Here is a 16,598-nt window from a genome sequence, read left to right on the forward strand (position 1 = left end):
GGGCGGGGAGTTTCATGCATACTCGAACGCTCAAGTATACGCGCCACTCATGTGATGCCGAGGCGAGCGCGTTGCCACGCCAACCGCGGAGGTAGCCAGATGAAGTGCAATTCAGGAGCTGTGTTGCGGTGCGCGATCGTGATGGGATTGTGTACGTGGATGAGTGTGGCATCGGCACAGGTGCCCGCTGCAAAACCGTGGAGCGATGTCACGCTGTCGCCCGATGCACGCGCGAAATTGCTCGTTGCTCAGCTGACGCAGGACGAAAAATTTCAGCTGATCCGCAGTTATTACGCTGGGCCGGATCGCCCTTCCGACAAGCCCTTTCCCAAAGGCGCCATCGCTTCGGCGGGCTATGTGCCGCCCATCGAGCGCCTTGGCATTCCCGCATTGGAGGAAAGCGACGCGGGTCTCGGTGTGGCCAGTTCAGATCGCATGCGTCCCGGTGACAGCGCCACGCCGCTGCCTGCCGGTCCGGTCACTGCCGCGAGCTGGGATCCGCAAGTGGCTTATCGCGGTGGCGCGATGATCGCCGGCGAGGCACACAGCAAGGGCTTCAACGTGCTGCTGGCCGGTGGCATCAACCTGATGCGCGAGCCGCGCAACGGGCGCAACTTCGAGTACGCCGGTGAGGATCCGTTGCTGGCTGGCACCATCGTCGGCGAGGCGATCCGTGGCATCGAGAGCCAGCACGTGATCTCCACCATCAAGCACTACGCGCTGAACAACCAGGAGACCGGTCGCAACACCATCAGTGCGCAGATTGGCGAGCGCGCCATGCGCGAGTCCGACCTGTTGGCATTCGAGCTGGCGATTGAGCGCGGCAAGCCGGGTTCGGTGATGTGTTCGTACAACAAGGTCAACGGCGACTGGGCGTGCGAGAACGATTACCTGATGAACCAGGTGCTCAAGCGCGACTGGGCCTATCCTGGTTTCGTGATGTCCGACTGGGGTGGTGCGCACAGTGCGGCGAAAGCGGTGAACGCGGGGCTTGACCAGGAATCGGCCGGCGAAATCTTCGACAAGGAGGTGTACTTCGATGCGCCGCTGCGCGAAGCCCTTGCCAAGGGCAAGGTGAAGCAGGCGCGCATCGACGACATGGTGCAGCGCATCCTGCGCAGCATGTTTGCCGCCGGCGTGTTCGAGTATCCCGCCAAGAAGGCGCCGATCAACAGCAAGGCGAACCTCGCGGTGGCACGCGAAACGCTCGAAGCGGGAGCGGTGCTGTTGCGCAATGAGGGCAATCTGTTGCCGCTGGACGCGGGCAAGCTCGAATCGGTGGCGGTGATCGGCGCGCATGCAGACAAAGGCGTGCTGGCCGGCGGCGGTTCGTCGTTGGTCACGGCCATGGGCGGCAATGCCGTGCCGGGTCTGCCGCCCACCACCTGGCCGGGTCCGGTGATGTATCACCCCTACGCGCCGCTGAAAGCAATTCGCACGATGGCACCAAAGGCGAACGTGCAGTTTGCCGAAGGTGATGACGTTGCCGCCGCTGCGGCGCTCGCCGCGAAATCGCAGGTGGCCATTGTGTTCGTGCAGAAGTGGGCCGCCGAATCCGTCGATGCGCCCGATCTCGCGCTGCCGGACGGACAGGACGCGCTGGTCGCCGAGGTGGCCAAGGCCAACCCGCACACCATCGTGGTCCTGGAGAACAACGGCCCCGTGACGATGCCGTGGCTCGACCAGGTAGGGGCGGTATTGGAGACGTGGTATCCGGGTGGCGACGGAGGCATCGCGATCGCGAATCTGCTCTCGGGCAAGGTCAACCCTTCGGGCCGATTGCCGCTGAGCTGGCCGCGCGATCTCTCGCAGTTGCCGCGCGCGGAGCTTCCCGCCGCGACAGGTGGCACGCCGCCGGACACCGTCGACTACAACATCGAAGGCGCGGATGTCGGCTATCGCTGGTATCAGTCGCGTGGCATCAAGCCGCTGTTCCCGTTCGGCTATGGCCTGTCGTACACGAGCTTCCAGCATGGTCCGCTGAAGGTCGTTACACATGACGGCCAGTTGCAAGCCACGGTGGAAGTAAGCAATACCGGCTCGCGCGCTGGCGCAGATGTGGCGCAGGTCTATGTCCAGGTGCCGGGTGCCAAGGCGATGCGTCTTGCCGGGTACGCCAAGGTGTTGCTGCAGCCGGGCGAACATCGCGAGCTGAGCATTCCCCTGGAGCGTCGCCTGTTCGCCGACTTCGACACAACCAGGCACGGCTGGGTCCTGCGTGGCGGGCAATACAGTGTGGTCGAGGGGCGTTCGTCCGAGGATCTGGCTGCGCCCGTCAGTGTGCAGCTGCCGGCAGGCAGCCTCTGACCACTGCCGGCGCCGCCGCCAATGGGCGGCGCCGGGCTGGCACCGTGGGGACTTCGGTTACGCGCAACCGCCCTCAGCCAGTACGGCCGGCGCGGTGCTCTCGCGGTTGTTCCTGGTGACTTCGACTTGGACTTCGCGCTGGCGCTTACCGCTGGGGCGGTCGGAAGGCGCGGGCGTGTTTGCCAGGCGGCGTGCCAGATCGACGTCTGCTATGTGGCCGTGCATGAACAACAGGTTGGTCCAGAGCGAGCTCATGACGTCCTCCCTTTGTGCTGCCATGTGGTGACGTGTTCAACATAGAAGCCTCTCATGCGGCGGAAAAGCGATATATTCGCAAGCCAGCCTTGAGGGAATTTCAAATGGCGCGCGTCTCGCTGGATCTGCTCCAACAGTTCGTGCAGGTAGCCAGACTGGGTAACCTCTCTCGCGCCGCCGAGCGGGCCAACCTCACTGTCAGCGCCCTCAGCCATCAGGTGCGGCAGCTGGAACAGCGCCTGGAGCGCAGATTGTTCGAACGCGGCCCGCGTGGCGTGCAGCTCACCGCCGAGGGGCGCCGGCTTATGGAAGCGGTAGGTCACCACTTCGAAGGTATCGACCGCGCCATGGCCGGCTTTCGCTGCCGTCGCGAAGACGCCTTGACCCTGAGCGCGATACCCGGCGTGATGTCGAGCTGGCTGGTGCCGCGGCTGGCGCGGCTGGTGGCTGCGCACCCCGAGCTGGAACTCAACCTGCAGTCGAGCGTGGAGCTGGTCAATTTCGAGCGCGACCCGGTGGATGCCGCCATGCGATATGGACGGGGGCCTTGGCCCGGCCTCGTCACCGAGCGATTATTCGGTGAGTGGATCGCGCCCGTGGTGTCACCGGCATTGCTGGAACGCATGGGCGACGCCGATCCCAACGATCTCAGCCAGTGGCCGCTACTGGGCGACCCCGGCGATCGCTGGCCCGACTGGTTCAAGGCCACCGGTGGCCAGCCGCCTCGTCGTTACGTGGCGCAGTTCGACAACACCGACGCGCTGCAACGCGGTGCGCTCGAAGGCATGGGTGTCGCGCTGGGGCGCATGGTGATGGCGCGGCCGATGATCGAGGCTGGTCTGCTCAAGGTATTGGGCGATCGCTACCAGCAGATTCCCGAGGCGTATTTCCTGGTGTATCCGGAGCACGCGAAGGACCACGCCGGCTTGCGCATCTTCCGCGAGTGGTTGCTTTGCGAGGCAGGGAAATATGACGAAGCCATGTCGTATGCGACGTCGGGAGTGGATGTGACTGCACAAGCGTGAGCTTTGTTCGTCGTCCCAGCGAAAGCTGGGACCCAGCGTCTTTACGCTTTTCGCGAACACCAGGAAAAGTCACTGGATGACTCGCTACGCTCGCCCCTTCGGGGTCGTCCTGCGGGCTGCGCCCTTGTCCAGCGTTCGCTTGGATGAGGAGCAAAACAGGCAGGCGCAAGCTTTCACGCGGCGCCCCAAGACGTCATCATTCCCCCTCGCATAACCCCGTCCCCCGGAGTACACCCATGAAATCGCGTGCCGCCGTCGCCTGGGAAGCAGGCAAACCCCTCTCCATCGAACAGGTCGACGTGGCTGGTCCCAAGGCGGGCGAAGTGCTGGTGCGCATCGTGGCCACGGGTGTGTGCCATACGGACGCGTTCACGCTTTCCGGCGCCGATCCGGAGGGTCAGTTCCCGGTGATCCTCGGCCATGAAGGCGGCGGCATCGTGGAAGAAGTGGGCGAGGGCGTCACTTCGCTGAAAGTGGGTGATCACGTGATTCCGCTGTACACGCCCGAATGCGGCGAGTGCAAGTTCTGCCTCTCGGGAAAGACCAACCTCTGCCAGAAGATCCGTGTGACGCAGGGCAACGGTGTGATGCCCGACGGCACCTCGCGTTTTTCGCTCAACGGCAAGCCGTTGCTGCACTACATGGGCACCAGCACCTTCAGTGAGTACACGGTGCTGCCGGAAATCTCGCTGGCGAAGATCAACAAGGCTGCGCCGCTGGAGAAGGTGTGCCTGCTCGGATGCGGCATCACCACCGGCATCGGCGCCGTGCTCAACACCGCGAAGGTAGAGCCGGGCGCCAGCGTGGCCGTGTTCGGCATGGGCGGCATCGGCCTTTCGGTGGTGCAGGGCGCGGTGATGGCGAAGGCCGGGCGCATCGTGGTGGTGGACACCAACCCGGACAAGTTCGAGATGGCCAGGGCGCTGGGCGCTACCGACTTCATCAACCCGAGGGACTATCCGGATACACCGGTCCAGCAGGTGATCGTCGACCTTACCGACGGCGGCGTGGACTATTCGTTCGAATGCATCGGCAACGTGCAGGTGATGCGTTCGGCGCTGGAGTGCTGCCACAAGGGTTGGGGCGAGTCGATCATCATCGGCGTGGCCGGCGCGGGGCAGGAGATCAGCACCCGTCCGTTCCAGCTGGTCACCGGTCGCGTGTGGCGCGGCTCGGCGTTCGGCGGCGTCAAAGGCCGCTCGCAGTTGCCGGGCTATGTGGACCGCTACATGGCCGGCGACATCAAGATCGACGAAATGATCACCAAAGTGCTGCCACTGGAACGCATCAACGAGGCCTTCCACCTGATGCACGAGGGCAAGGTGATCCGCTCGGTGATCCATTACTGAGGCCGGCCGCCTTTCTCCATGAAAGGCCGCCTCCAGCCAGTCGTGGTTTCCTGTTGACCGGGCAAGGGAATGACCTTGTCCATCCACCATTTGTATACGTAGTGGTCGGCAAGCTGGGGCCGCTATGCTGTGAATGTCGTCCGGATGTCTTTCGCTAGGGGTTCTCAATGAAAAGCCGTGTGATCCTGGGGCTGGCGGCGCTGCTGCTGGCATCGTGCAGCGCTACTTCCACGCCCGCCAACGCACAGGACCAGCCAGCTGGTGCGCTGGTGCCGCCGACCACCGCGGGCGACTTCACCGCCACGCAGCTCGACCAGGTGCTGGCGGGCAGTTGGCGTTCGCCGGAACACAAGGCGCGTGACGCCTACCGGCACCCGAAGGCAACGCTGCAGTTCTTCGGCATTCGTCCGGACCTCAAGGTGATCGAGGTTACTCCGGGCGGCGGCTGGTACAGCGAGATCCTTGCGCCGCTGCTGCGCGACAATGGGCACTACATCGCCGCCATGACCAAGCCTGCCGGCGACGCCGAGGCCAGCGGCGACCTTACCGGCCTGCGTGGGAAGTTCGCTGCCGATGCGGCGCACTACGGCAAGGCACAGGTCGTGGAATTCGATCCCAAGGCGCCCGTACTCGGCGCGCCCGGTTCGGCCGATCTGGTGCTGACCTTCCGCAACGTGCACAACTGGGTGATGGCCGACACGGCGCCAGCCATGTTCAAGGCGTTCTACGCGGCACTGCGTCCGGGCGGCGTGCTCGGCGTGGTCGACCATCGCGCGGCGGACAACGCCAGCCTCGACTCGGTCAAGCGCAGCGGCTACCTGCCCACCAGCTATGTGGTGAAGCTGGCGACCGATGCAGGGTTCAAGCTTGACGATAAGAGCGAGATCAACGCCAACCCGAAGGACACCAAGGATTACCCGAAGGGTGTCTGGACGTTGCCGCCCACCTTGACGCTGGGTGACCAGGATCGCGCGAAGTACCTCGCGATCGGCGAGTCGGACCGCATGACTCTACGCTTCGTCAAGCCAGCAGCACCGGCTTCCGCTTCGACCGCACATTGACGTTGCGAGGTCGCGCGCCCGGGGCGCGCGACCTCTTGATGCATGTTAGTTGCGCTCAACAAACCCTATGGCGTGCTTTGCCAGTTCAGCGATGCGGACGGGCACCGCACGCTGGCGGAGTTCGTCAGGCAGAAAGACGTCTATCCGGCCGGACGGCTCGACCACGACAGCGAAGGCCTGTTGTTGCTCACCGACGACGGTCGACTCGCACACCAGCTCACCGATCCGCGGCACAAGCAGCCCAAAACCTATCTGGTGCAGGTCGATGGCCAGATCACCGATGACGCCATCGCCGCGTTGCGTCGAGGCGTGACGCTCAACGATGGGCCGACGCTGCCAGCCGGTGCGGAACATGCCACGGAGCCGGATTGGCTGTGGCCACGCGACCCGCCGGTGCGCTTTCGCAAACTCATCCCCACCAGCTGGCTGCGCATTACCCTGCGCGAAGGTCGCAACCGCCAGGTGCGCCGCATGACGGCGGCGGTCGGTTTCCCCACGTTGCGCCTGATCCGCGAGCGGATCGGGCCGTATGCGCTGGACGGATTGGGGCCTGGAGGCACGCGCGTCCTGGACTGATGCATGGAACGGGAGATGCTTGGGGAGACAGTCGCCTCGCACAACTCAGTCATTCCGGCGAAAGCCGGAATCCAGTGTCTTTCCGGGCGTCCAGGCGCCGGATGACTCGCTTCGCTCGCCCCTTCGGGGCCGCCCTGCGGGCGTTCTTCGGGCTACGCCCTCGCCTGGGTTTTGCCGGAATGACGGGCGCTAAGCGCTCAGCCGGAGGTTCCGGAAAACCCAAAGAACGCCTCGGCCGTCGCCGTGCTGTTGGCCGCAGTAACTTGGACTGACTCCCCGCGATCCCGCGCAAGCTCCTCGCAGATATGCCGCAGGAACATCGGCTCGTTGCGTCGATGCGACGGCTGCGGCCGCACCGTGCGCGGCAGCAGATAGGGCGCATCGGTCTCGATCATCAGGCGATTAGCTGGAATCTCCTTCACCAGCTCGCGCAGATGGGTGCCGCGCCGCTCATCGCAGATCCAGCCGGTGATGCCGATGTGACAATCCAGCGCCAGATAGTCGCGCATGGCCTCACCGATGTCGGTAAAGCAGTGCACCACCGCACCAGGGATCCTGTCGCGATAGCGGCGCAACAGCGCGATGAAATCGTGGTGCGCATCGCGCTGATGCAGGAACAGCGGCTTGCGCACATCCACCGCGATGTGCAGCTGCCGCTCGAACACCGCCAGCTGCACATCGCGCGGCGAATAGTTGCGGTTGTAGTCCAGCCCCGTTTCGCCTACTGCGCGCACTTCCGGATGCGCGGCCAGCTCGCGCAGCAGCGCGTCAGTGGCGTCGTCGTAATCGACGGCGTGGTGCGGATGCACGCCCGCCGTGGCATAGAGCACACCCGGGTGCGCCTGGGCCAGCGCCAACGCATGCGTGCTGCCGTCGCGCGATGCGCCGGTGACCATCAGCCGGGTGACGCCATGGTCCCTCGCCCGCTGCAATACGCTGTCGAAGTCGTGGCGAAACGACTCGTGGGTGAGATTGGCGCCAATATCGATCAGCTGCATGAGCGGGGAGGGTCCCTAAAAACGACCATTTTTCCTAGCGTGGGCGAAGGTGGCAAGCGCAAATGGGGAGTGGTGCAAGATTTCTCGGGGCTGTGCCAACGGAACGAAAGGGCATATTTCCAGATGGAGTCATCACGGAGCCTCTCCCATGGCTGCTTCCTGAACGCCCAGCCCTGGACGGCAAGCGAATGGTCATCGGGGGTAATTAGCCTCGAAGCGGAACGCACTGACGTACACGCGGTCGATGGTAGTGAGTCACCGTGAGAAACCGTGCTCGCGCGTGTACCGAAGGGTGTGTTAACAATGCGGGTCGGTGCCGTCTGAGGGCGGCAAGCCGTCGTCGGTATTACATCGGGAAGCGGGGTGAACGCATGTCGGCAGTCGCAGGGCCGGCGGCCAGCGAGGAGCGAGTGGCGATGGACAGCCGTGAAGCGGCGGTTTGCGCGCTGCTGGTTTCCCGTGGGCGGCTGAAGGATGCGGATCTCGTGCGTGCCCGCCGGCTGCATGAGGAATCCCCCGAAGGCACCCTCACCGCGCTGATGGCGCGGCTCGGGCTGGTGTCGGAGCGCGATCTGGCTGAAGCCTGGTCCGAATTGCTGCAGACGCCATTGCTGGCCGCCCGCGATGCCCCCGAGTTGCCGCCCACCGAGCTGGATGTCTCCAGCCGCTTCCTCAAACAGCAGCACGTGGTGCCGGTGCGCGTAGGCGAAGATGGGCTGGCGCTGATGGTGGCCGACCCAGCCGACCCCTATCCGCAGCAGGCCATCCAGCTTGCCGCCGGGCGCCCGGTGACGCTGCGCATTGGCCTGCGCTCGGAAATCGACGACTTGATCGAACGTTATTACGGGTCCGGCCGCTCGGCGATGGGCACCATCGTGGAGAACCTCGACGGCAGCGCCGCCGTGGAAGACGACGTGGAGCACCTGCGCGACCTCGCTTCCGAGGCGCCGGTGATCCGCCTAGTGAACCTGATCCTGCAGCGGGCGGTGGAACAGCGCGCATCCGACGTGCACATCGAGCCGTTCGAGAACCGCCTGAAGGTGCGCTACCGCATCGACGGCGTGCTGCATGAAGTGGAAGCGCCGCCGTCCAGCTCCACCGCCGCGGTGATTTCGCGCGTGAAGATCATGGCCAAGCTCAACATCGCCGAGCGCCGCCTGCCGCAGGACGGACGCATCCAGCTGCGTGTGCAGGGCAAGGAGCTGGATCTTCGCGTGTCCACCGTGCCGACCAGCTTTGGCGAGTCGGTGGTGATGCGCATCCTCGATCGCGAATCGGTGGTGTTCGATTTCGCTTCGCTCGGCTTCACCGACCATTTCCAGCGGCGCTTCGTCGATGTGCTGGAACGGCCGCACGGCATCCTGCTGGTTACCGGCCCTACCGGCTCGGGCAAGACCACCACGCTGTACACCGCGCTGTCGCAGATCAACACGCCTGACGTGAAGATCATTACCGTCGAAGATCCCGTGGAGTACCAGATCGAAGGCATCAACCAGATCCAGGTAAAGCCGCAGATCGGGCTGGATTTCGCCGGCGCGCTGCGATCCATCGTGCGCCAGGATCCGGACGTGATCATGATCGGCGAAATGCGCGACCTGGAAACCTGCCGCATCGCGATCCAGTCGGCGCTCACGGGTCACCTCGTGCTTTCAACGCTGCACACCAACAGCGCGGCGGGCGGCATTACGCGCATGCTCGATATGGGTGTGGAGGATTACCTGCTGGGCTCCACTGTCAACGGCATCCTGGCGCAGCGTCTGGTGCGACGGCTCGATCCGGAAACCGCAACGCCCTACGAGGCGCTGCCGGAAGTGATCGAGCAATTCGAGCTGCACAAATACACGCACGAGCGCCCCATTCGCTTGTGGAAGCCGGGCACCAGTGCGGCCAATCCCACGGGCTATCGCGGGCGTCGGGCCATCATGGAATTTCTGGTGATGACCGATCCCCTGCGTCGCCTGGTAATGCAGCGCGCTGATGCGGGCGAGATCGAGCGTCAGGCGCGCGCCGAAGGCATGCGCACCATGTACGAGGACGGTATCGCCAAGGCAGTGGCGGGTATCACCACCCTCGAGGAGGTGCTGCGTGTCACGCAGGAATCGTGAGCTTTCTCTCCCCCCCTTCTGGGGAGAGGGTCGAGGTGACGTGCGGGTGCTTGCGGGAGCATGGCCATCCCTCACCGTCATCCCCGCGAAAGCGGGGATCCAGCGCCTTTGCGCTCTGGTATCGCACACAGGCCAAAGACACTGGATCCCCGCTTTCGCTGGGATGACGAGTGGGCTAGGCAACAACGAACTTGAGTCGCCCGCTTCCGCTCCACATAGTGCGATGAGGTTTCAAGCGTGAGCCAGTTCCGCTACCGCGCCGTCAGCGCTGCTGGCGAAATGCTGCAGGGGCAGATGGAGGCCACCAGTATCGAGGAGGTCGTGAGCCGTCTGCAGGACCAGGGCCACACGCCGCTCGATGCCCGCGCCGCCGATGCCGACGTGGGCGGCACGGGTCTGGCCGCCCTGCTCAAGCGCGGCCCGTTCACCGGCGACCAGCTGGCGCAGTTCACCCACCAGCTCGCCACGCTGCTTGGCGCTGGCCAGCCGCTGGACCGTGCGTTGGGCATCCTGATGGATCTGCCCGAAGGCGAGCGTGCAAAGAAGCTGATCGAGCGCGTGCGCGACCGTGTGCGTGGTGGCACGCCGCTGTCGCAGGCGCTGGATGATGAGCACGGTGTGTTTCCCAAGCTCTATATCAGTCTGGTGCGTGCCGGCGAGGCAGGTGGCTCGCTGGAAGATACGCTGCACCGGCTGGCCGAATACCTCGAACGTTCGCAACAACTGCGCGGCAGCATCATCAACGCGCTGATCTATCCCGCCTTCCTGCTGGTTGGTGTGCTTGGCTCGCTGCTGTTGCTGCTGGCCTACGTGGTGCCGCAGTTCGTGCCGATCTTTGAGGACATGCAGGTGCCCATTCCGTGGATCACGCAGGCCGTGCTCGCCGTGGGTGGCACGCTGCAGACCTGGTGGTGGGCACTGCTGATTTTGCTCGTCATGGGCGTGCTTATCGCGCGCGCGCGCTTGCGCGATCCGGCGATGTTGCTGGCCTGGCACGCACGCCTGCTGACGATGCGCGTGGTGGGTCCACTGCTGCTGAAAGTGCAGACCGCGCGTATCGCACGCACGCTGGGCACGCTGCTCAAGAACGGCGTGCCGCTGCTCACGTCGCTCGGCATCGCACGCCAGGTCACCGCCAATCGCGCGCTCGACCAGGCACTGGAACAGGCCAGCGAACAGGTCAAGGGCGGCGCCGGTCTGAGCTTTGCGCTGGCGCAGTCGCAGCGCTTTCCACGCCTCGCACTGCAGATGGTGCAGGTCGGCGAAGAGGCCGGCCAGCTCGACACCATGCTGCTGAAGGTGGCCGATACCTTCGAGCTGGAAAGCCGCCGCGCCATCGATCGCCTGCTCGCCGCGCTGGTGCCGGCGCTGACCATCGTGATGACCGTGATGGTGGCCATCATCATGGCCGCGATCCTGCTGCCGCTGCTCAGCCTCACCAGCAACATCCAATGAGTCGCGTTGCCCCATAACGCAGCTTTCGATTTTCGATTACCGAGGTATCAGCCCATGCAACAAAGGAATCTTCGTCGTCGCGCCACCCGCGGCTTCACCCTGCTGGAAATGCTGGCGGTGATCGTGCTGATTGGCATCATTGGTGCGGTGGTAGTGACCCAGGTCGGCAAGAACGTGGACAAGGGCAAGTACGGCGCTGGCAAGGCGCAGCTCACTACGCTCAGCCAGAAGATCGAAAACTACGCGCTGGACAACGGCGCGCCGCCGGCCCAGCTGCAGGATCTGATGGTGAAGCCCCCCAATGCGCGCAACTGGCAGGGTCCTTATTCGAAGGAGTCGGAGCTGCATGACCCGTGGGGTCATGAGTTTGGCTACAAGTACCCAGGCGACCACGGCAGCTTCGACCTGGTCTTCTACGGCCAGGACGGCAAGCCCGGCGGTGACGGCTACAGCGCCGACGTGGGCAACTGGCAGTAAGCATGACGATGAGGCCGCCACGCGTCGGGTCGCCGCTTCCCATGTCTGGGGAAAGGCGATGGAATGCGCAGCGCGGCTTCACCCTGCTGGAAATGCTTGCCGTCATCCTGCTGATCGGCATCGCGGCGGCGGCGGTGGCTGTCTCAGTGACACAAGGCCTGGCCAGCGCTCGTGTCAGTGCGGCCAGCGGTGAACTGGCCGCTGCGCTGCGTGCCACACGCACGCAAGCCATCGTGCATGGCAACGAACACCGCTTCGATGTGGACACCCACGCCAATACCTACCGTGCCGATGACGGTGCGCCGGTGCGCTTGCCATCGGGCATGCGCATAGGCATCACCAGCGCGAAGGAAGATCAGGTCAATGCCACCACCGGCCGCATCCGGTTTTTTCCGGACGGCAGTTCCACCGGTGGGCACATCACACTGCAGCGTGAGCGCCGTCAGTGGCGGGTCAATGTGTCGTGGCTGACTGGTGCGGTCAGCGTGGCCGATGTGAGTGAGCGTCGATGAAAACGCGCGCGCGCGGCTTCAGCCTGCTGGAAGTGATCGCAGCGATCCTGCTGCTCGCGATCGCGTTCACTGCGCTGATGAAGGTGACTGGGAGTTCCATCACCCTGACGCGCAACGCCGAAGACCATAGCCAGGCAGCCCTGTGGGCGCGCAGCCTGCTCGATACGGTGGATATCACCACGCCGTTGCAGCCGGGCAGCAGCGAGGGACGCTTCGACGATCACTATCGCTGGCGCCTTGCCGTGACACCGTGGAGCCCGGGCCAGGCCGGCGCGAATGCGCCGATGCGCATGGTGAAGCTCGACCTCGACGTGTTCTGGGGCAATCGTCCGCGTGAGCGCTCCGCGCACTTCAGTACGCTGCGCGTGCTTAGCCCGCCGGTGGCGAAAGTGCCATGACCGTCGCGCGTGCCCATGCGAAAAGACGTCATGTCGCCGTGGCGTCGCGCGGCTTTACCTTGCTTGAGGTGCTGGGCGCACTCGCGCTGCTCGCCTTGCTGCTGCTTGGTGTCTATTCGGGCGTGCGCACGGCGACGCACGCGGTGCGTTCGGGCGAGGCGTCGATCGCACGTCTCGACGAAGTGCGTTCGGCTCAGCAGTTTCTGCGTCGCGAATTGGCGCAGGCGCGCGCGGTGCCGCTCGCCCGCACCGACAACGGCGACCCGATCTATTTCTCGGGCGACGCGCATGAACTGCGTTTCGTTGCGCCACTTCCGGGCTACGTGGGCAAGCTGGGGCCACAGTTGCAGCAACTGAAGCTGGTGCCCAACGGCAAAGGTGGCACGCGGCTGGAGGCGAGCTTTGCACTAATGCCGCCCGACGGTAGTGCGCCTCGTTCGCTGGGTGAGCCGGAGGTGCTGGTGGATGGCATCCAGAACGGCAGCTTCAGCTATCGCGCTCCGGACACCCAGCAACACCCGGGTGACTGGAGCGACCACTGGAGCGACAACCGCGCCATGCCACGCATCGTGCGCATCGCTCTTCAGCTGGACGGCACCACCGTATGGCCGCAACTCGATGCACCGCTACGTGTCGACGCTTCTGCTGTGCAGGGCCAGGTCGACCTGCTGAAGGGTTTGCAGCGACGGAGCACGCAATGACGCGCGTGACGTTCCAGCATCAGCGCGGCGTGGCCTTGCTGGTCGTGCTGTGGGCATGCACGCTGCTGGCGATCCTGGTTGGTGGCTATGCCATGCTCGCGCGCACCGAAGGCCTGCAGGCGCGCTACCAGTTCGCGCAGACGCAGGCCCACTACGCCGCCGAGGCGGGCGTGATGCGCGCCGTCTACGCCCTGCAGGATCCACAGACGCAGCAGCGCTGGCTGCCCGATGGACGCATCTATCCATTCGACTTCGACGGCGCCAAGGTCAACGTGAGCGTCGTCAGTGAAAACGGCAAGGTCGATCTCAATGCCGCCTCGCCGGACGTGCTGCAGAACCTGTTCCGCGCTGCCGGCATGGCTGACAACGCTGCGCAGGCGCTGACCCACAACGTGGTGGATTGGCGAAGCTTCTCCCTGACAACCACGGGTACCGGACCAAACGCCGCCTATGTCCAGGCCGGGCGCGACTATGACCCCCGCCACGGTCCGTTCGGCACCGTGGAGGAATTGCAGATGGTGCTGGGCATGGAGCCGGGGGTGTATCGCACGGTGGCATCGCAGGTCACGTTATGGTCGGGCCGGGAAAGTCCCGATCCCACCACCGCGCCACTGCTGGCGCTGCAGGCCATTCCCGGCATGACGTCGCAACAGGCGCAATCCATCGTGGCTGCCCGGACGGCGGGACCGCCGCAGGCGGCTCTAGCTGCTATGCAGGGAGTAACGCATAGTATCCGCGCGGAGGCCACGCTGGCTGACGGCACGCGTGCGATCCTGCGCGCCACGGTGAGGCTGCAGGGCATACGCCCGGGCGCGCCGCCATATGCCGTGCTGCGTTGGCAGGAGGGAGACGGGGAATGAGTTCGGCAACACAGCCGCTGCGATCGCAGCTCGACCGGGTACGCCGTGCGTGGCGTGTCTCGCCGTTGCCGCGTTTCCTGGCGTGGTGGAGCGGCCAGTTGGCCGCGTTGCTGCCCGCGCGCTGGCGTGCGCTGTTCGGCGGTGGCCTGGCGTGGCACTTGTTGCAGCGTGAGGGCGACGACTGGGTGCTGCGCCGTGCCGGTGACATGTATCCGCTGTCTCGCTGGAGCAGCCAGCTCGATGCGGGCAGTCAACAGGTGGCGTTGGGTGATGCATTGCGCGGGGTCGATCGCGAGGACCTGCGCGTGGCGCTGTGCCTCGATCCCTCCGATGTCCTGCGGCCGCGCCTGAGCCTGCCGTTGGCCGCAAGAGACAACCTGCAGCAGATCGGCGCCTTCGAGATGGACCGCCAGACGCCCTTCCGTGTCGAACAGGTGCGCTATGACGTGCGCGAGTTGCGCACGCCCTCTCCGGCGGGTCGATTCGCGGCAGAGCTGGTGGCAGTACCGCGCGCCACGCTCGATCCGCTGCTGGCGCGGTTGTCGTCCTCGGGGCTGCAGGTGGATGCCGTCGACGTGGCAGCGGGCAACGATCGCCTGGGCGTCAACCTGATGCCCGCCGAGTTGCTGCCACGACGCCAACATCCGCGCCAACGACTCAATCTGGCTTTGGGTGTGGCTGCCATCGTGTTGCTGCTGCTTTCTCTGCTGCAGTTCCTGCACAACCGCGAGAGCGCGCTGGAACAGATGCGTAGCGAGGTCGAAGGCATGCGCGCCGAGGCGCAGCAGGTAGCGACGCTGCGTCAGCAATTGCAGGACAACGCCGGCGCCGCCGGTTTCCTTGCCCAGCGCAAGGCGCGCACGGTGTCCGCGCTGGCCGTATTGCAGGACATCAGCCAGCGCCTGCCGATGAATGCGTGGCTGGAGCGCTTGAGCATCGACAACAGCGGCCAGGTCGGATTCCAGGGACAGAGCCCGCAGGCGGCGCGCCTGGTTGATGCGCTGAAAGGTTCGCCGGTCATCACGGACGCCAATTTCCAGGGCACCATCCAGGTCGATCCGTCGACCGGCAAGGAACGCTTCTACATGGTCGCCCAGCTGCGCAAACCCGCCGAGGCCAAGCCGAAGCCTGCACCGGCTGCCACGGGGGGCGCGCCATGAAGATGACCGCGCTCAAGCCGCGCGAAAGCCGCATCGCCGCCATCCTGTTGTTGCTCGTGGTGCTGCTGATCGCCTATGTCGTGCTGCTGCACTGGTGGTTCGTGGCGCCGCTGCAGTCCATCCATGGGGAGATGGACGACCTGCGCGACACGCATGCGCGTTTCGCCGCCGCCATCGCCGAAAAGCCGCAGCTGCAACAGCGCATCGCCGCGATGGGTGCAGGGCAGGCGGCCAGTCACGCGTTCCTGCCCGAGGATGATCCGAACGCCGCGGCCGCGGGGCTGATGCAGCGCGTCGTTGACGCCGTCGCCGCCCACCCGCAGGGCGGGGCGTGCGACGTGACGCAGAAGATGCCGGTGCCCAATCCGCCCGCCGCGCCGGACGAGCCGTATCGCAAGGTGGCCGTGAGCATCAGCCTGCGCTGCGAGGTGCAGCCGCTGGCCGAGACGCTGCACGATCTGGAGCAGGGCACGCCGTATTTGTTCGTGGACGACCTGAGCATCTATCGCAATCCGGTAGCTGCGATGCAGCAGGCCGCCGCGCCATTGGAAGTGCAGTTCACGCTGGCCGGTTATGTGCATCAGCCGCGTTCGACCGGTGGCGATGCGCCGCAGGGAGCACCGCCGTGAACGCCGCCGCGCAGCGTCGCCTGACCCCCGTGCTCGGTATCGTGGCCGTCGTGTTCGGCGTGTCGTTGTTGCTGTTGCTGACCGGTGTGGGCCGTGGCGCGCACTGGGGGCCGCCGCGTCCCGCGACGCCGCTGCCGCAGATGCATGACCAGGGATTGCCACCGCCGCTGCCGTTGGCGCAGTTCGCCGCGGTGTGGCAGCAACCGCTGTTCAGTCCCGATCGCAAGGCGAGCCTGCGTGCCGCCAGCGGTGGCGCGAGCCTGGGCGACATGCAGCTCACCGGCATCATCCTTACCCCGCAGCTGCACATGGCGCTGCTGCACGACAAGAGCGGCGACCACGAAGTGCGCGTACGCGAAGGCGACAGCCTGCCCGATGGCAGCTGGCGCCTGGCCGAACTCAAGCCGCGTATCGCTGTCTTCGAATCGACCAGCGGACGCACCGAGCTGGAACTCCCTGCCGGCGCGCCCATCGACATGCCCAAGAACACGCCGCCCGCACCCGCCCAGAGCCAAGCGGGCGTGCCGGCGCCGCTGCCTCCGGGCGCGATGCGAATGATGACCGGCCCAGTGCCGGCGCAAAGCGGACCCATCCCCAGCACCGGCAATCCGCTGCTGCCGCCGGCCACCAGCACCGACACGCAGGCGGACCGCATCCGCCAGCTGAAAGAAGCCATTCAAAAGCGTCGCGCCCAACAGCAGGCAGCGAACCCCGAGGGAGCACACTGATT

The 16,598-nt window shown here is 65.4% G+C and carries 17 protein-coding genes; 15 read left to right on the top strand and 2 right to left on the bottom strand.

The window, feature by feature from the left end; genetic code table 11:
- The first annotated feature begins 159 nt into the window (after positions 1–159).
- Positions 160–2,307: a beta-glucosidase family protein gene (locus AC3CBN_RS06760; protein WP_488636043.1), complete on the top strand. Its 2,148-nt coding sequence runs from the start codon at positions 160–162 to the stop codon at positions 2,305–2,307.
- A 57-nt stretch (positions 2,308–2,364) separates the two neighbouring features.
- Here the strand turns inward: AC3CBN_RS06760 and AC3CBN_RS06765 are convergent, their stop codons facing one another.
- Positions 2,365–2,562 (bottom strand): hypothetical protein, encoded by a 198-nt coding sequence (locus AC3CBN_RS06765; RefSeq protein WP_488636044.1) that lies wholly within the window; start codon positions 2,560–2,562, stop codon positions 2,365–2,367.
- A 104-nt stretch (positions 2,563–2,666) separates the two neighbouring features.
- Here AC3CBN_RS06765 and AC3CBN_RS06770 point away from each other — a divergent pair, with 104 nt between their 5' ends.
- The 4 genes from AC3CBN_RS06770 to AC3CBN_RS06785 all read left to right on the top strand — a co-directional run bounded on the left by AC3CBN_RS06770 (position 2,667) and on the right by AC3CBN_RS06785 (position 6,573).
- Positions 2,667–3,587, top strand: coding sequence for a LysR substrate-binding domain-containing protein (locus AC3CBN_RS06770; protein WP_488636045.1), 921 nt, complete (start codon positions 2,667–2,669; stop codon positions 3,585–3,587).
- A 236-nt stretch (positions 3,588–3,823) separates the two neighbouring features.
- Positions 3,824–4,936 (top strand): S-(hydroxymethyl)glutathione dehydrogenase/class III alcohol dehydrogenase, encoded by a 1,113-nt coding sequence (locus AC3CBN_RS06775; protein ID WP_488636046.1) that lies wholly within the window; start codon positions 3,824–3,826, stop codon positions 4,934–4,936.
- A 167-nt stretch (positions 4,937–5,103) separates the two neighbouring features.
- Complete coding sequence (locus tag AC3CBN_RS06780) at positions 5,104–5,997, top strand: class I SAM-dependent methyltransferase (protein WP_488636047.1); 894 nt, start codon at positions 5,104–5,106, stop codon at positions 5,995–5,997.
- Positions 5,998–6,039: 42 nt separating this feature from the next.
- The gene (locus AC3CBN_RS06785) at positions 6,040–6,573 is read left to right on the top strand and encodes a pseudouridine synthase (protein WP_488636048.1); all 534 of its coding nucleotides are present in this window, start codon (positions 6,040–6,042) and stop codon (positions 6,571–6,573) included.
- Positions 6,574–6,770: 197 nt separating this feature from the next.
- Here AC3CBN_RS06785 and AC3CBN_RS06790 read toward each other — a convergent pair whose 3' ends face one another.
- Entirely contained in the window at positions 6,771–7,571 is an 801-nt protein-coding gene (locus AC3CBN_RS06790; protein ID WP_488636049.1) for a TatD family hydrolase, read from the bottom strand.
- Between the two features lie 371 nt (positions 7,572–7,942).
- Between AC3CBN_RS06790 and gspE the strand changes: the two genes are divergently transcribed.
- From gspE to AC3CBN_RS06840, 10 genes are all read left to right on the top strand, one after another.
- Positions 7,943–9,676 carry a type II secretion system ATPase GspE gene (gspE, locus tag AC3CBN_RS06795; protein ID WP_488636050.1) on the top strand — a complete coding sequence of 578 codons (1,734 nt, stop codon included), beginning with the start codon at positions 7,943–7,945 and terminating at the stop codon, positions 9,674–9,676.
- 237 nt (positions 9,677–9,913) lie between these two features.
- Entirely contained in the window at positions 9,914–11,131 is a 1,218-nt protein-coding gene (gene gspF, locus AC3CBN_RS06800; protein WP_488636051.1) for a type II secretion system inner membrane protein GspF, read from the top strand.
- Positions 11,132–11,185: 54 nt separating this feature from the next.
- Entirely contained in the window at positions 11,186–11,608 is a 423-nt protein-coding gene (gene gspG / locus AC3CBN_RS06805; protein ID WP_488636052.1) for a type II secretion system major pseudopilin GspG, read from the top strand.
- A gap of 41 nt (positions 11,609–11,649) precedes the next feature.
- Positions 11,650–12,120 carry a GspH/FimT family pseudopilin gene (locus AC3CBN_RS06810; protein ID WP_488636053.1) on the top strand — a complete coding sequence of 157 codons (471 nt, stop codon included), beginning with the start codon at positions 11,650–11,652 and terminating at the stop codon, positions 12,118–12,120.
- Complete coding sequence (locus AC3CBN_RS06815) at positions 12,117–12,518, top strand: prepilin-type N-terminal cleavage/methylation domain-containing protein (RefSeq protein ID WP_488636054.1); 402 nt, start codon at positions 12,117–12,119, stop codon at positions 12,516–12,518. The genes AC3CBN_RS06810 and AC3CBN_RS06815 overlap by 4 nt, the downstream gene beginning before the upstream one ends.
- Positions 12,515–13,219, top strand: coding sequence for a type II secretion system protein GspJ (locus tag AC3CBN_RS06820; RefSeq protein WP_488636055.1), 705 nt, complete (start codon positions 12,515–12,517; stop codon positions 13,217–13,219). Before AC3CBN_RS06815 ends, AC3CBN_RS06820 begins: the two co-directional genes overlap by 4 nt.
- Positions 13,216–14,079, top strand: a complete 864-nt coding sequence (locus tag AC3CBN_RS06825; RefSeq protein WP_488636056.1) for a type II secretion system minor pseudopilin — start codon at positions 13,216–13,218, stop codon at positions 14,077–14,079. Before AC3CBN_RS06820 ends, AC3CBN_RS06825 begins: the two co-directional genes overlap by 4 nt.
- A complete protein-coding gene (locus tag AC3CBN_RS06830; protein ID WP_488636057.1) occupies positions 14,076–15,239 on the top strand; it encodes a PilN domain-containing protein in 1,164 nt (387 codons plus the stop codon). Before AC3CBN_RS06825 ends, AC3CBN_RS06830 begins: the two co-directional genes overlap by 4 nt.
- Complete coding sequence (gspM, locus tag AC3CBN_RS06835) at positions 15,236–15,868, top strand: type II secretion system protein GspM (protein ID WP_488636058.1); 633 nt, start codon at positions 15,236–15,238, stop codon at positions 15,866–15,868. The genes AC3CBN_RS06830 and gspM overlap by 4 nt, the downstream gene beginning before the upstream one ends.
- Positions 15,865–16,596, top strand: a complete 732-nt coding sequence (locus AC3CBN_RS06840) for a hypothetical protein (protein ID WP_488636059.1) — start codon at positions 15,865–15,867, stop codon at positions 16,594–16,596. Before gspM ends, AC3CBN_RS06840 begins: the two co-directional genes overlap by 4 nt.
- Positions 16,597–16,598 lie beyond the last annotated feature (2 nt).

The sequence above is a fragment of the Dyella sp. OK584 genome (assembly GCF_057787755.1).